Source organism: Methanoregula sp. (genome assembly GCF_028712425.1).
GTDB lineage: Archaea > Halobacteriota > Methanomicrobia > Methanomicrobiales > Methanospirillaceae > Methanoregula.
Map to the genome: position 1 here is coordinate 172,846 of NZ_JAQTQD010000001.1, position 15,637 is coordinate 188,482.

Genomic DNA, 15,637 nt, shown 5'->3' on the forward strand with positions numbered 1-15,637 from the left:
TATCATGGCAAAGATGATACCACCGCCCTGCTCCCTCGCAACCGGTGTCGGGGGGCTCCCCCACACCGACCCGAAACAGGCCTGCGACGATGTGCTCGCCCTCTTTCCGGATTTCCCGTATATCCCGACACTGCCAAACCGCGCTCTCCTTGAAGGCATTGTCTTCAATGACTCAGAACAGCTCCCGGGGCGTGTCATTCGCGAGGACCGGCTCCTGTTCGACAGCACACAGGACCAGACCGCGGCAATGGAGAAGGTGTACATGGACTTTGTTGAAGGGGACTTTGCCGGATATGGTCTCAACAAGGATTATGCTTCGGCATTCATGGAAATGCTCACCCGTAATCTCCCCTCCGCCTGCGTGCTCAAGTGCCAGGTGACCGGCCCGGTCACGTTCGGCATGCAGGTCGTGGATGCGGAGAAGCGCCCGATCTATTACGATAACCAGCTTGCCGATGTCCTCTCCAAGATGATCGCGCTGAAGGCGCGCTGGTGCGAGAACGCGATGAAAGAGCAGTGCGGAGCAAAAGAGACCCTTATTGTCCTGAACGAACCCTACCTTGCATCGCTCGGCTCCTCGGTTGTCCCGGTTGACAAGGATACCGTGAAAGCGGGATGGGAGGATATCGCATCGCTCGTCCAGGGCGGGCTTGGCGTCCACTGCTGCTCCAACACGGACTGGGAGTTTGTCATGGAACTCAACCCCGCAGTCATCTCCCTCGATGCCTATGCAACGGCAAAGGAGTTCCTCCTCTATTCCAACGCGGTCATCTCCTACATGGAGCGGGGGGGCGTTGTTGCATGGGGGATCGTTCCGGCCGAATACAAGATCTTCGCAACGGAGACCGTGGACTCACTGTATGAGAAGTATTTCGAGATACGCACCCAGCTCTGCCAGAAAATGCCGGAGAAACTCTTCGACGCCCAATCACTGATCACCCCGAGCTGCGGGATCCGGTTTGCCGACCAGGAAGGTTCGCTTGCCATCATGAGAGCAGCAGCAGAGATCTCGCACCGCATAAGGGCGGAAAAAAACCTCCCTGCCTGCTGACCATGGAGAGAGACTAAATGCCGCCACACCCGTTTACGATTGCGGTCTCCGGCAAGGGAGGAACCGGCAAGACCACCGTCAGTTCCCTCCTTGTACGGTCGTTCATCGCCATGGGCGAGAGCCCCGTCCTTGCGGTTGACGCTGACCCGAATGCCAACCTGCACGAGGCCCTGGGCGTTCCCGTGAAAGAGACGCTCGGGAGCATGCGCGAGGAGGCGTTCTCGCGGAATATTCCACCCGGTATGAACCGTCACGATTATGTCCGGTTCCGGTTCCGTCAGGCCCTTGTCGAGAGCGAGGGATTCGATCTCGTGGCCATGGGCCGGCCCGAGGGCACGGGCTGCTATTGCTTTGCAAACGACCTGCTCTCGGAATGTATGGAACGGCTTGAACGCGATTACCACTTCATTGTCATCGATACCGAGGCCGGCATGGAGCATATCAGCCGGGGCACCATCGGGAAGCCGGACCTCCTCCTCATTGTCAGCGATCCCGGCGCCCGGGGGCTCCGGACCATCGCGCGGATCCGGGAGATCGCCACCCAGCTCGGCCTTGAAAAAGAGAAGATCCGCGTTGTGTTTAATCAGTACAAGACAGGTGCGGCCTCGGTTGACATTGGAGAAGAATCGCCTATCGCTTTTATTCCGGAAGACCCTGCTGTCGAGAAAGCGGATTTGGCGGCGGAGCCGGTCTCGCTGATTTCGGATGATTCGCCGGCGCGGATTGCGGTGCGGGAACTGGCGGAGAGGATCCGGGAGATGAAGCGGGAGCGGGAAGACTCACGTTAGTAATTATTGTTTGAAATGATGATGGGGGCTGATGCTGCCATACCCCCATTTGGGATGAACGGCCGCCGCCCCGAAGGGCGCCCCGCGGCGGCATCAGTTCCTTTTAAAAAAAACACCCCTATCTATCAGAATTGCATTCAGCTAATACGGAAGCATCACCCGCGCCCCCGCCCCCTTTAGGGGTGTCGAACCTCTTTAGAGGTGAGACACAAGAAGAACCTGCAAGGTTCTTCGAGGCAGGGCTTTCGAAGTTGGAGAGGTTCATCAGAACCTCGACAATGAGAAGGGAGGCATTAGCCGACCTTCGAAAAACGCATCCGCGTTCTTCTCATCCTCCTGGTTTTTCAAACCAGTCGGAGGCGCAAGGGGGGGCAATTATCCAAAAGATGATCTTTACAGAACCAAATTTTCTCAGTTACTTCATTAATCTCGATGGAACTGTAATGGCTCATTTTTTGTCCGCAAAAACTGGTTGAAAATTTTCAAAAAAAAAGAATCTGAAAAAATCAGAGAAACACCGCAGCCGCAATAACCGTTGTCCACAGCCCGTTCTTATCCCCTTCTGCGGATTGGCAGGTATGCTTGGTCTTGATGATCTTGCCGCTTGCCTTGTACGTCTGCTCGCGCTCCGACCACGCGGCATTGACATCGAACTCGATGCCGAGCGTTGTTGCCAGCATGGTTGCTGCAAGGTCCTCGGCATATTCACCGGTCTTCTTTTCCGTCTCCCCGTAGGCATGGTGTTCCGACAGGTACCCGTATTCGGCCGTATCGCTCGGGAGGGCAAGACCGATAGCAGAGGAGACGAGCCGGTTGGGCTCATTGGTGTCGTTCCGTGCCATGACACAAAAGGTTATTGCACCGGGCTTGAGTTTTTTGAGCCCGGCTGACCGCGTGACCTGCCTGCATTGCGGGGGAAAGATGCTTGATACGTATACGAGATTGCATTTCTCGATACCGGCTTTCCGCAGTGCAAGCTCGAACGAAGCGAGACGATCTTTATGGACACCAACTCCTTTGGTGAAAAAGATCTCTTTCGGAACGTACATACTTTTAATTGGGGGCGTCCGTTTTTTTAAGTTATTGGTTAACCAGGGAAAAATCCCTGTAATTCCGCCTTAATTCCTTGAAATTATTTTTTGGTATGATGGAACCGCGTGCTTTTGGCAATTTGGTTCAGAATTTCAGGCACGGTTGATCCTTCGGATAATTCCCGGGAGCTCGCTCATGGAATCAATAGCATAATCTGCGCCACGCCCCTGCCTGTCTGCTGAGAACCGGTCCCCGTAGCGGGCATAGACCGTCCGGATCCCCAGCCGGGTGCAGGGCTCGATGTCGCGGCGGATGCTGTCGCCAATAAGGAGAACATCCAAAGGGGATACCTGCATCATCTCTAGTGCTGTAAGGAACGGGCCGGATCCCGGTTTCTTCTCCTGCACAAGATCGAACGAGACAAGGCTCGTGAAGTACCGGAGCATGCCGGTCTTCTCGAGCCGCAGGGTTGCATCGCGGGAATGAGCATCCGTTACGATACACATCGGGTATCCTTCATCCGAGAGGTGCTGCAGGGTTTCCACAACCCCGGGATACGGGCGGATGGCATTCAGTTTCACTGATTCATACACCCGGCAGGCCGCGGGGAACGCCCCGTCCAGCGGGATACGGCGGTCTTCCATGTACTGCCGGATGTTGGCATGCGATTCAAAGCCGTGCACCGGATGGAGGAAGTACGAGAAGAGCTTGTCCCCGTCATCATGCCCGAGGAACCGTGCCACCGCATGGCAGGAGGTCCCCTGTGCCTCCACGAGGTCAAACAGTGTATTGTCCATGTCGAATAAGAGGGTTGAGACAGCGCCGGATGTGCTCATCGCTTCCAGCTTATTGACCGGGTGACGTAAAGATGCTGTTGGTATTCCTCATTCCATCTCATTCCACGCCATGGGTCCCCCTGATGGCAACCTGTAAATACAACCGGTGATTACCTATGTGATACTCTACGGAGGGATCGCATATTGCAGAACCAGTGATGAGACCTGTCGTAACTATCATGATCGGTGGTGTCCTGATAGCGGCCGGTATCGTATTTGCCTCCAGCCTTGCACCGTGGATTGGCATCGTGCTTGGCATGGGAGGGGTGGCGACTGTTCTTGTGGGAATTGCCATGCTCTTCGGTATGGCACACCAGAAGACAAACGCCTGATCTTCCTATCCTTTTTTCCGGGATGTACCTTTAATCCCAAAGACCGCCCATACACTACTATTTCACCAGAACCGCCCGCCTATGGATGACATCTATCTCGTGGAGATCCGGCTTGGAAAGACAAAACAGCGGATCCGAAAAACCGCAGCATCGATCGCCACAACCGCCGGAATCACCCGCTCTCTGGAACGCCACCCCCATCTCACGCTCTTCGGGCCCATGGAACTGCTTCCGGGCGTTTCCCGCGATCAGATCCTTGACTGCATCGGGTCCATTGCATCAGGCTTCGATCCTCTCCCGTTCACCATGGACGGGTTCGAGAAACGGGCCGGGATGCACGGGAGTGTCATCGCCTTTTCTGTCCGGCCATCCGAACCCTTAAAGCAGCTGATCGCAAAGGTTTCGCATGCCCTTACTCCCCTGACAAAGAGCCACAATGCCTGGGACGGCCACCCGGAACAGAAATGGTATCACGTTACCGTTGCAAACCACCTCAAAGAAAAGACCGCTGCAAAGATCTTCTCCGCGCTGCTCGAATCAGAAACCGCAGAACCACAGAACCGCCTTACCGGGGGATTGTTCTTCCGGATCCGGTCGCTGCTCGAATACCATATCCATACGCGGTTTTGGCCCCCCCTTAAACCCGTACTCCTTGACGAGACCGGTCTCCGGATCACGGTTATGAACGGGGACCGGATCCTTGCGGAATACGATCTTTTTGAGAAATGCTGGGTCACCGGTGATCACCGGCACGACAGCACCGGCTGGCAGCAGGCGCTTGAACGGTACCGGCGGTATGCCGGTTTCGAACTCACGGCACCCGATCCGGCCGATCCCGGGGACATCCTCCTGATCGCAGACCTGCACCTTGGCCACGCTAATATCATCCGGTACTGCTCCCGCCCCTTCCGCACCGGTGATACCGGGACAATGGACCGTGTTCTTATCGGCAACTGGAATGCCCGCTGCACGGAACACACGAAAATCTTCCATATCGGCGATCTCTGCTACGGCCCACACGCCCGTCCGCCCCGGGAGTACCGTGCCATGCTTGGCGGCGATGCTGTCTTCATTGCCGGAAACCATGACAGCCCGGAACCGGCTTCTGTCCCATTTGTCATCATCGAACACGAAGGACTCCGGTTCTGCCTTGTCCATGATCCGGCGGATGCCCCGAAGGACTTCGAAGGATGGGTAGTCCATGGCCACTACCATAATAACGATCTCCGGAACTATCCGTTCATCGACTTTGTGCACAAACGGATCAATGTCAGTGCCGAAGTGATCGGGCATGTGCCGGCAAGCCTTTCAGCGATTTGCGAAACAATCCGTGACCGTAAAAAGATAGGCAATGCCGCTCCCGTACTCCTGAACTATCCTCACATTCCCTGATGCATTCCCCCTCTCCGACCCCATTTGAAAAGGTTTATCGTCTCTCGTTAGGAATGAGGTTTGGGAACCTATGGAAATCATAAAAATCCCCCGGATGGACAAGGCAGAATATGACCGGTTAATCGAGAAGGGGTATATCTGCCGCATCGCATTCCAGGGAGAGAAATACCCGTACATCGCACCGTTCCTCTATGTCTTCGATGGATCGTTCCTCTACTTCCTCTCGACCAAATATGGCAAGAAACTCGATTATTTCCGCAAAAGCCCGTATGTCTCTGTCGAGATCGAGAAATACACAAAGGACCTCTCCAGTTATACGTTCGTCACGCTCCAGGGATACCTGGAAGAGGTTCATGACTCCATCGAGAAGAAACTGATCCGGGAGAAGTTTGTAGACTTAATCGTTGACCGCAACCTCTCGTGCAATATCCTTGCCGCTCTCGGTCACTCCCCGTTGGATGCCCCGGTTGCCATAGCCGAGGAAGAGCGCTCCCTTGTCTGGAAACTCGCCGGGGTAAAAGACATCGTCTCGCTGAAGAACCTGTAATCACCCGTTTTTTCTTTCCCGCTCCAGTTCCTTTCCAAGCAGGCCGGGATCCGTAAACGGAACGGAACACGTTGTGCCCGAACAGAGATATGCCGCTGCATGCTGGTCGGCGGGGATATCCCAGGTAAAGGGGGCAATAGTCGCGAGGGCAGCGGCACGTTCCTTATCAGAAGCCGGTTTCTGGATCACCGTGCAGTGGGGAAGGTACCGGGAGTGTACGGCAGCAAGAAGTTCCCGGACTGCAAGAGATTCACGGTCGCCAGCGATCACGATCTCCTGCGAAGGGCCCACTGCGCGTTCAATAGCGCAGAGGAACCAGCAGAACGCTGACGAAGATTCGCGGACACGGCCGGCAAAGGATCGGGCAAGGAGAGCCGCAATCTCCCCGTGCTCTGTATTCCCGGTAAACCGTGAGAGCCGGAGCAGGACTTCGCAGGCAACAGAGTTCGCGGAGGGCACAGCACCGTCGTAGATCTCCTTGTTCCGGACAAGGGGCGCCTCCGCATCGTCTGCAGAGAAAAAGAAGCCCCCGTTTTCATTGTCAAGAAAATGGTCGCGGAAGGTTTTCATTACCGCAAGCGCTTCGGCGAGGTACCGGGGATCGAAGGTGCACTCGTACAGTTCGAGCAATGCAAGGCCCAGGAATGCATAATCGTCGGCAAACGCCATGATCGCGCATTCACCGTCACGGTACCGGTGCCAGAGCCTTCCGTTGTCGGTACGCATCCGTGTAAGAAGGAAATCCATTGCGCGTTCTGCGGCAAGACGGCATTCATCCCTGCCAAAGACCCGGGCAGCCTTTGCCAGCGCAGCGATCACCAGCGCGTTCCAGTCAAGGAGCACCTTGTCATCGCACCGGGGGCGCTGGCGTTTCCCCCGCGCTGCAAAGAGCCGCTCCCTTACGGAGGTAATGCGTCCGGCAAGTTCCCCCGCGGGCATGCCGGTGACGGAAGAAAGGGCCTCGTCCGTCAGGGTGCGGTAAAGGATGTTTTCCCCGGCAGGGGATTCCGGTGAGGAGAAATTTCCCTCTTTTCGGGCATTGAATACCCGGCCCGCAAGTGCTGCATCGTCCTTCCCGAGGAATTCTTCCAGCTCATTTGTTGTCCAGAGATAGAATGCCCCCTCGCCCCCGGGACTGTCTGCGTCCTCGGCCGAAAGGAACGCCCCTTCCGGCGAGGTGAGATCGCGCAGGACATACCGTACCGTTGACATCACGGTCTCGCGGTAGCGATCGTTCCCTGTTGCCTGGAATGCCTCGGTGTATGCCATCAGGAGGAGCGCCTGGTCGTACAGCATCTTCTCAAAGTGCGGGACACGCCACTGAGCATCGGTAGAATACCGGTGGAATCCTCCGCCGACATGGTCGTGGATCCCGCCGTCCCGTATTGCGTCGAGTGTTTTTACCACCATATCGAGGGCGCGCTTCTTCCCCGTCCTCTTCCAGTACCGGAGGAGGAAGAGCAGGGTATGCGGTGTCGGGAACTTCGGGGCACCGGAAAATCCCCCGTATCCAGGATCGAACCGGAGCAGGAGATCCTCGTACCCCTCGTCCAGCAGTGCGGCATCCGGTTCCGGCCCGGCTGATGCCATATCCCGTGTCTCAAGGACGAGGGTGATGGATTCTGCGGACCGGAGGAGTTCTCCCCGCTGTTCCCGCCAGGCCTTTGTGATGCGCGGGAGCAGGTCGAGCAGACCAAAAAGCGCGAACCGCCGTTCTTTCGGGATATAGGTGGCAGCAAAGAACGGCTTTTTCTCCGGGGTCATCACAATCGTCAGCGGCCAGCCCCCCTGACCTGCCAGCATCTGGCAGACCTGCATGTACGTGCTGTCGATGTCGGGTCGCTCCTCGCGGTCCACCTTGACAGCGACAAAGTCGCGGTTGAGCAGCTCTGCAACCTCCGGGTCCTCGAATGACTCGTGCGCCATCACGTGGCACCAGTGGCAGGTTGCGTACCCGATCGAGAGAAAGATCGGCTTGTCCTCGCGTACCGCCCTGGAGAATGCCTCCTCGCCCCACGGGAACCAGTCCACGGGGTTTTCTGCATGCTGGAGGAGATAGGGGCTCTTCTCCCGCGAGAGACGGTTGCCCTTTTTGCCCTCTCCGCCGGGTTCCCGGTCCTGCATACGCTGACTGGGGCCTTCCGGGATATCAGCCTTTCAGAAGAGACACCTCTCACCAGGCCGGCATGCTTATCATTCTTTTGCGAGAACTATTCGTACAGCTCCGGTCACCATGGATCCCCTTCCCTTTCTCATTGTCATCGCTTCCGGCATTGCCATCATGTGCATCTCGGTCATGCTCGACAACCTCTGGGCGCAGGTCCTGCCGCTTCGGTTCCTCTACCTTGCCGTGCGGGCCCCGGGCGTTATTGTCCACGAGTGCTGCCATGTGCTTGGCTGCATCCTGACCGGTGCACAAATCACGAAGATTGTCCTCCTTTCACGGGATGGCGGCTCGGTCACCTACACGCGCCCGAAGATCCCTGTGCTGGGCAACCTCATCATCAGTTCCGCGCCCCTCTTCTGCATTCCGCTTGTCCTCGCCGGGCTGACCATGGTATTCTCGGAATACCTTGGCTGTGTCTTTCCCCCGCTTCCTGCCACTATCGATTCCTCAGGTACACTCCACACGCTGGTATTCGCGGTTGTCAGCATCTTTGACGCCAACCTTGTCTCCGCGTTCCACCCGTGGTTCCTCCTCTACCTGTACCTGACCCTCAGTCTTGTCCTCTCCATGGCCCCGAGTTCGCAGGACCTTAAGAACGCAGCCGCAGGTATCGCGCTGGTCGCGGCAGCAGGCATTCTCATCTTTCTCTCCGGCATCCCGTGGGCTGTCAGCATTCTCTGGAAGATTACGAGCATCGCCGGCATGGGCTTTACGCTTGGGCTTGCCTTCGGGCTCATCGCACTCCTGCTCTCGCTTCCCCTGCTCATCTGGTTTGTGTACATCAGCCGGCCGCTGGTCCGCTGAAGATCGATCAGATCGGTATTAATTGATCCGGAGGGGTACCTATCTGCACTCATGGTGCGCGAGCCCGGACCTGCAAACAACGGTGAGAACGGCAATGGTGCGCGGCTGACCCCGGTCATGCAGCAGTATCACGAGATGAAGGAGCAGCATCCTGGCACCATCCTGTTGTTCCGGATCGGCGATTTCTACGAGACCTTCAACGAGGATGCAAAGCTGGTCTCGCGCGAACTGGATATCGTCCTGACCTCACGATCGAAGAGCGGGGACAACCCGATCCCGCTAGCTGGTGTGCCGTACCATGCTGCGGAAGGATACATCGCAAAACTGGTTGGCAGGGGATATCGCGTGGCGGTCTGCGAGCAGGTCGGCGACCCGAAGACCACGAAAGGCGTGGTAAAGCGCGAGATCGCCCGCGTCATCACGCCCGGCACAGTCATCGACCCGGCCCTTGTTCCATCGGTTGCTGCAACGTACCTGATGGCCGCTCTTCCTGACGTAAAACAAAAAGAGTGGGGCATATCGCTCCTCGACATCTCGACCGGGGAGTTCTTCGCTGCCACTGTGCCCGAGGATCCTACCCACGAATCCCTGCTGTCGGAGATTGCCCGGTACCGGCCTGCGGAGTGCATTGTACCGGAAAATCTTCCGGGTCCCCTTCGAGACCGTATCCGCGATGCCGGTGTCATCGTAACTCCCTGCCGGGAGGAGCTCTTCTCGTGCGACCGGGCAACGAGCCTCCTTTGCGGTCACTTCGGCACCGCGTCCCTCGGGGGGTTCGGCTTTGAAAGCCGGTCCTGTGCCACCGGAGCCGCGGGGGCCGCCCTTGCGTATGCGCTGGAGACCCAGCATGCCCCGCTGACCCACATCCGCGCCCTCTCGTTCCGGAACTCTTCCGATTCACTGGTGCTGGATGCCGTCACGCTGAGAAACCTGGAGGTGCGGGAGAGCATCCGGGGGGGAAAAGGCGCAACGCTCCTCTCCTCGCTTGACCTGACAAAGACACCGATGGGGAGCCGGCTCCTGGACCGGTACCTCTCCCGCCCGCTCACAAACATCCGGGAGATCAACCGCCGGCTGGACACCGTGCAGTTCCTGGCCGGCAGGACAACGGACCGGATCGCGTTCCGCGACAGCCTGAAGGCATGTGCCGATATCGAGCGCATCGCGGCCCGGATCGCGTACGGAAACGCCGGTCCACGCGACCTTGTTGCTCTCGCCGATACCCTTGAAACCCTGCCGCTGCTGAAGCGGTGTTTTTCCGGGGCACGGGAAGCCCTCCCTGACCTTGCATCGACTGCGCTTGACGCCATCCATGATCTCCCTGCAACCCGTGCCCTGATCCGGAAAGCCATTGCCGATGATCCGCCGGCAGTTGCACGAAACGGCGGGGTCATCCGGCCCGGGTACAGCGAGGAGCTGGACAGCATCCGGGGCGTCCTTCACTCGGGAAAGGACTGGATCGTGGAACTCCAGGAAAAGGAGCGCAAGGCCACCGGGATCAAATCGCTCAAGGTGGGGTACAACCGGATCTTCGGGTATTACATTGACGTGACAAAACCCAACCTTGCGCTTGTCCCGACCCGGTACGAGCGCAAGCAGACCACGGCAACCGGAGAGCGGTACACGATCCCCGAGCTCCGCGAGAAAGAGACGCTCATCACGAACGCAGACGAGCGCGTGCTCATCCTTGAGCGGGAGCTCTATACAAAACTCCTCGAAATCCTCAAAAAGGATATTCCGGCCATCCAGGAAACTGCAAACGCAATCGCCGTCCTCGATGTTGCCGCTGCCCTTGCCGAAACAGCGCAGGTGCGGAACTATGTGCGCCCGCAGCTGGACGAAAGCGACACCCTGGTCATCCGCGATGGCAGGCATCCGGTGGTGGAGCAGGGCGTTGCCGGAGGATTTGTCCCCAACGACACCGAGCTCTCCGGCAGCGGTACGCAGATCATGATCATCACCGGGGCCAACATGGCCGGGAAATCGACATACATGCGGGCTGCCGCGCTCATCTGTATCATGGCACAGGCCGGGAGTTTTATCCCTGCCCGTCATGCACGGATCGGCATCCTCGACCGGATCTTCACGAGAGTCGGGGCGTTCGACGACCTTGCAAGCGGCCAGAGTACGTTCTTTGTCGAGATGCTGGAGCTGGCAAACATCCTCAACAATGTCACCCCAAGAAGCCTTGTTATCCTCGACGAGATCGGCAGGGGCACGAGCACTGCAGACGGCTCCTCCATCGCAAGAGCCGTGCTCGAGTTCCTGCACGGGAAGGGCAGTGCAGGGCCAAAGACCCTCTTTGCCACGCACTTCCACGAGCTCATCGGCATGGAAGAAAAACTGAAGCGGGTCAAGAACTACCATTTCGCGGTGAAGGAGACAAAAGACGAGGTGGTCTTCCTCCGGAAGATCATCCCCGGTGCCACCGACAAGAGCTACGGTATCCATGTTGCCCGCCTTGCCGGCATCCCGAGAAAAGTCACCGAGCGTGCAGAAACGCTCCTTGACGAGGACCTGAACGCCCCGGTGAAAAACGGATCGCGCCCCCAGCGCTATACGCAGATCCTCCTGGTTGATGACAAAGCAGAAGCCCCGGCCCCAAGGAAAAATCCGGTGCTGGATGAACTGGAAGCCGCCAACCCGGATGAGATGACCCCCATCCAGGCCCTTGCAATGATTGCAGAACTGAAACGTAAACTGAAGGGGAACGGCGGGAACCCATGAAACAGGGCAACAACTCAGGCCAGATCCGCGTGCTCGACCAGGCAACGGTCAACAAGATTGCTGCCGGTGAAGTCGTTGAGCGCCCCGCCTCCGTTGTCAAGGAACTGGTCGAGAACTCTATCGATGCCGGGGCGCAGGGAATCCGGATCGATCTCATGGCATCGAAGAACGAGATCACCTCCATCAGCGTCACAGATAACGGAACGGGCATGGGACGCGAGGACGCACTCCTCGCCTTCACCCCGCATGCAACGAGCAAGATCGGGGAGATCTCCGATCTCGACACCGTCCGCACCCTCGGTTTCCGCGGGGAAGCGCTGGCAAGCATCGCAGCGGTTGCCCGGGTCACGCTCGTTACGAGACCGCGTGACAATGATCTTGCTACCGGGACACGGATTGTTATTGCAGGTGGCGAAGTCCGGGAGAACAGTGCTGTCGGTGCACCGGGCGGGACATCCGTCCTTGTCGAAGACCTGTTCTTCAATACCCCGGCCCGGAAGAAGTTCCAGAAGAGCCGGGCAACCGAGCTCTCGCATGTCATCGGCATTCTCGAAGGGATCATCCTCGCCCACCCGGACATCGCGTTCCGGCTCACCTACAATGGAACGGAGCAGGTCGTCACCGGCCGGAACGCGACCCGGCTCGACACCATTGCCCGGATCTATGGCGCTGACACGGCCCGCGATCTTGTGCCGGTCTCGGCAACAGCACCGCTTGTTGCCATCAACGGACATATCTCGCGCCCCTCCCTTTCCCGGAAAGACCGGGACCGGATCTTCCTCTCCATCAACGGGAGGTATGTCTCCTCCCCTGCCATCACCAATGCCATCAAGGAAGGGTATGGAACTCTCCTTCCCAAAGACCGGTTCCCGGTTGCGTTCCTCGCGCTTGAGATTGACACAAACCTTGTGGATGTCAATGTCCACCCGACCAAGAAACTCGTCAGGATCTCCCGCGAACCGGAGATTGCAGGCGTTGTCCGCGAGGCTGTCAGGAAAACTCTTTCGGGCCACGACCTTATTCCGGATATCCGGCCAATCGCAGCGCCACGACCCATTGTTGCAGATACTCCTGCCACGATGGCTGCACTGTCCCACTCCAACTCTTACCAGTTCCCCGTAACAAAACCACCGGCTGTCAGCGAACCAACCCATACAGGGGTCACCGACTCCGACCGGCGGCTGCGCCAGACAGAACTCGCACCCGGACCCGCACCCGCAGCAACCCTCCCGCCGCTCCGCGTCATCGGTGAGTTCGGAGGGATCTATATCCTTGCAACAACCGCATCAGGGGAACTCCTGATCATCGACCAGCACGCCGCGCATGAACGCATCCTGTACGAACTGGCAGGACAACAGGACGGCAGTGGAAAACGCGTGCAGGAACTAATTACGCCAGTCATCCTCCACCGCACTCCCCGCGAGAGTGCAGTGCTTTCTGAACTCCTGCCGTCACTCCGAAATGAAGGATTCCAGATCGAGGAGTTCGGCAAAGACACATTCCTTGTCCGCACCGTCCCCATCATCCTCGGGAAACTGGAGGATACATCCCTGCTCGAAGACATCATCAGCGACCTCGTGAGCCCTGACCGCGGGGAGCGAGTCGACAACCGCGAACGGATCACCCGTATTGTCGCATGCCGGGGAGCAATCAAAGCCGGCACAGTCTGCACGCCAGAACAGTGCAAGCGTGTCGCTGACCAGCTCCGGCTCACGAAGAACCCGTTCACCTGCCCGCACGGTCGTCCCACGATTATCCGGTTCACGCGGGAGCAGCTGGACGGGATGTTTAAGCGGAGCTGATGGGGAGAGAAAAACACATCATCGTGCTCAAACATTCGAAAGAATACATTTTTTCAGATCTTTGAGAAAATTCAGAGGAAAATCTTTGGAGTCATTGATGGGGGCTGATGCCCCCATACCCCCATGATGATAACCGCCGCTGCCCCCGACGGGGCGCCCCCGCAGCGGATCTATTACAGTTACTAGGTTCGATAAAACGGTTGTCAGGACCGTATAGAAACTTCAGATATCTTGTCATTACCGGATAAATCTGCAAAGAATCCGTTATTGGATCACAGCCGCGATCCGGTTCGCATCAACGGAACCCCCCACCTGAAGAACTGCCTGCCTGTGGCGGCAGTTCTGATGGAAGGGGGGATTGGGGGGCACACGCTCCTCACTTACTTCAGATTATCAAAAAATATCCACTACATCTTTGCCCTCACCTCAACCCTTATCACCCGTTTGATTCCATCAGACATGGATAACAGAAACCATGCCCTCCACCCAGCAGCGCCTCACCGGCCCCGGCCCTCTTTTCACGCAGGACGACATCCCCGCGTTCCAGGATCTCGTCCTCTCCCGCTACCGCAGCTCAGGCCGGAAATTCCCGTGGCGCGAAACAACCGATCCCTACGCAATCCTCGTCTCCGAGATCATGCTCCAGCAGACGCAGGTTGGCAGGGTCGCTGAAAAATTCCCCCCGTTCATTGCCGCATTCCCGGATTTCTCAACGCTCGCAGGAGCCCCGCTCGCTGATATCCTCGCACAGTGGCAGGGAATGGGATACAACCGGCGGGCAATCGCGCTACGGAAATGTGCCCGCAGGGTCATGGAAGAATTCCATGGGGAATTACCGGATGATCCGGAAATTCTGGCAACGTTTCCGGGTATTGGCAAAGCCACCGCATTCTCTATCTGTGCCTTTGCCTTCAACCGGCCCGTCGTCTTTATCGAAACGAACATCCGCCGCGTCTTCATCCACTGCTTCTTCTCGGACAATGAGATTGTGGATGACACCGCTATCCGGCCACTGGTCGAAGCTGCCCTGTACCGCGAGAATCCCCGCGAATGGTACAATGCACTCATGGACTATGGCACGGAACTTAAAAAGGCCGTTCCCAACCCGAACCGGCGGAGTGTTCACTACTACCGGCAACCCGCCTTCGAAGGCTCCGACCGGAAGATCCGCGGGGAGATCTTAAGGCAGCTCCTTTCGGGAAAGAAACTGACTGAGAAGGCGCTTGTCAGCCACATTAAAGAAGATCCGGAACGGACACGGCGGATCCTCGCAGCCCTTGAAGCCGAGGGATTCATCAAAAGAGACAGAAGATCTTTTTCCATTGCGGACAAGACAGCGTAACGATTTTACTGGAGACCTTTCGCAAACCGGGTGATTGTCACCAGCAAACAGTTGATAATGCGCAGGTTCCCATACACCGGTACGACACGGGGAATGCACCATGCCCGACCCAGACTCCATTCCTGATGACGTGAAATGGCGGCTTGCCGCGGGATTCTCGGCAAAGTTGCCCTTCCTGTACGACCGGGCCTTCCGGGCGGAACTGGGCGACCGGTACGATGAGATCGAGCAGGAAGTCTGGATGGAGGCAGCCGCATCCGCGTTTGAGATCGCAAAGACCCTCTCTCTCCGGGTGGGGACTGCAAAGGAGATTGCTGATACCCTGCGCACGATAATGGTCATCCTCTTTGGCCCCGGGTTCAAGACCGAGGTGCTGGACATCTCACAGGACGGCGCGGTCATTGTCATAAAGAGGTGCCCGTTTCTCTCCGGGCGATTCGATGCCGACAGCACCGGGGGGCATGTGTTCCGCAAGTGCATGGCCTTTACCCTGACCGCCGTCCCCCGGCTCAACAGGAATTTCTCGGTCCGGTTCGTCCGCACCATGTGCACCGGTGACCGCCAGTGCGAGATCAAGGTGGCAAAGAGCGAGCCGGCTGCCCAGGGAAAAACGGGAAAGATCTAATCCTGTTACTTCAGGTAATACCCGATTGCCATGAAGATGAGGCCGACATAGAACATGATCGCGTACGGCCAGGTGAAACCGAGGTCAATGGTATCGAGCCGCTTTAAGTCCTGGATGGCGATCAATACAAAACCGGTTACGAAGAATGCGATGCTGATCTGTGTCCTGGTTGCCTTGTCCATTCTCACCCTC

General features: G+C 57.6%; 14 protein-coding genes. 10 read left to right on the top strand and 4 right to left on the bottom strand.

The genetic code is table 11. From position 1 onward, the window contains the following. Positions 1-4: 4 nt before the first annotated feature. Both PHF39_RS00735 and PHF39_RS00740 read left to right on the top strand, forming a co-directional pair. On the top strand, positions 5-1,051 hold the full coding sequence (locus PHF39_RS00735; protein ID WP_300219123.1) for a hypothetical protein: 1,047 nt from the start codon (positions 5-7) through the stop codon (positions 1,049-1,051). A 17-nt stretch (positions 1,052-1,068) separates the two neighbouring features. Then, positions 1,069-1,839 (top strand): AAA family ATPase, encoded by a 771-nt coding sequence (locus PHF39_RS00740; RefSeq protein WP_300219126.1) that lies wholly within the window; start codon positions 1,069-1,071, stop codon positions 1,837-1,839. A gap of 506 nt (positions 1,840-2,345) precedes the next feature. Here PHF39_RS00740 and PHF39_RS00745 read toward each other — a convergent pair. Both PHF39_RS00745 and PHF39_RS00750 read right to left on the bottom strand, forming a co-directional pair. Then, entirely contained in the window at positions 2,346-2,888 is a 543-nt protein-coding gene (locus tag PHF39_RS00745) for an arginine decarboxylase, pyruvoyl-dependent (protein WP_300219129.1), read from the bottom strand. 135 nt (positions 2,889-3,023) lie between these two features. After that, positions 3,024-3,707, bottom strand: a complete 684-nt coding sequence (locus PHF39_RS00750) for an HAD family hydrolase (protein WP_300219132.1) — start codon at positions 3,705-3,707, stop codon at positions 3,024-3,026. A 158-nt stretch (positions 3,708-3,865) separates the two neighbouring features. On the opposite strand from PHF39_RS00750, the gene PHF39_RS00755 reads away from it, so the two are divergent. From PHF39_RS00755 to PHF39_RS00765, 3 genes are all read left to right on the top strand, one after another. After that, the gene (locus PHF39_RS00755) at positions 3,866-4,039 is read left to right on the top strand and encodes a hypothetical protein (protein WP_300219135.1); all 174 of its coding nucleotides are present in this window, start codon (positions 3,866-3,868) and stop codon (positions 4,037-4,039) included. A gap of 81 nt (positions 4,040-4,120) precedes the next feature. Next, positions 4,121-5,431: a 2'-5' RNA ligase family protein gene (locus PHF39_RS00760; protein ID WP_300219138.1), complete on the top strand. Its 1,311-nt coding sequence runs from the start codon at positions 4,121-4,123 to the stop codon at positions 5,429-5,431. A gap of 70 nt (positions 5,432-5,501) precedes the next feature. Then, on the top strand, positions 5,502-5,978 hold the full coding sequence (locus PHF39_RS00765) for a pyridoxamine 5'-phosphate oxidase family protein (RefSeq protein ID WP_300219141.1): 477 nt from the start codon (positions 5,502-5,504) through the stop codon (positions 5,976-5,978). Here the strand turns inward: PHF39_RS00765 and PHF39_RS00770 are convergent, their stop codons facing one another. Next, positions 5,979-8,102, bottom strand: a complete 2,124-nt coding sequence (locus PHF39_RS00770; protein ID WP_300219144.1) for a thioredoxin domain-containing protein — start codon at positions 8,100-8,102, stop codon at positions 5,979-5,981. It abuts the gene before it with no gap. 109 nt (positions 8,103-8,211) lie between these two features. Here PHF39_RS00770 and PHF39_RS00775 point away from each other — a divergent pair, with 109 nt between their 5' ends. From PHF39_RS00775 to PHF39_RS00795, 5 genes are all read left to right on the top strand, one after another. Further along, the gene (locus tag PHF39_RS00775) at positions 8,212-8,949 is read left to right on the top strand and encodes a metalloprotease family protein (protein ID WP_300219146.1); all 738 of its coding nucleotides are present in this window, start codon (positions 8,212-8,214) and stop codon (positions 8,947-8,949) included. A 51-nt stretch (positions 8,950-9,000) separates the two neighbouring features. Then, positions 9,001-11,676 (top strand): DNA mismatch repair protein MutS, encoded by a 2,676-nt coding sequence (gene mutS, locus PHF39_RS00780; protein WP_300219148.1) that lies wholly within the window; start codon positions 9,001-9,003, stop codon positions 11,674-11,676. Further along, the gene (gene mutL, locus PHF39_RS00785) at positions 11,673-13,478 is read left to right on the top strand and encodes a DNA mismatch repair endonuclease MutL (protein WP_300219150.1); all 1,806 of its coding nucleotides are present in this window, start codon (positions 11,673-11,675) and stop codon (positions 13,476-13,478) included. Before mutS ends, mutL begins: the two co-directional genes overlap by 4 nt. A 475-nt stretch (positions 13,479-13,953) precedes the next feature. Continuing rightward, positions 13,954-14,820, top strand: a complete 867-nt coding sequence (locus PHF39_RS00790) for an A/G-specific adenine glycosylase (RefSeq protein WP_300219153.1) — start codon at positions 13,954-13,956, stop codon at positions 14,818-14,820. A 100-nt stretch (positions 14,821-14,920) separates the two neighbouring features. Then, a complete protein-coding gene (locus tag PHF39_RS00795) occupies positions 14,921-15,445 on the top strand; it encodes a hypothetical protein (protein WP_300219156.1) in 525 nt (174 codons plus the stop codon). Positions 15,446-15,450: 5 nt separating this feature from the next. Here PHF39_RS00795 and PHF39_RS00800 read toward each other — a convergent pair whose 3' ends face one another. Further along, on the bottom strand, positions 15,451-15,627 hold the full coding sequence (locus tag PHF39_RS00800) for a hypothetical protein (RefSeq protein WP_300219159.1): 177 nt from the start codon (positions 15,625-15,627) through the stop codon (positions 15,451-15,453). Between the last annotated feature and the right edge of the window lie 10 nt (positions 15,628-15,637).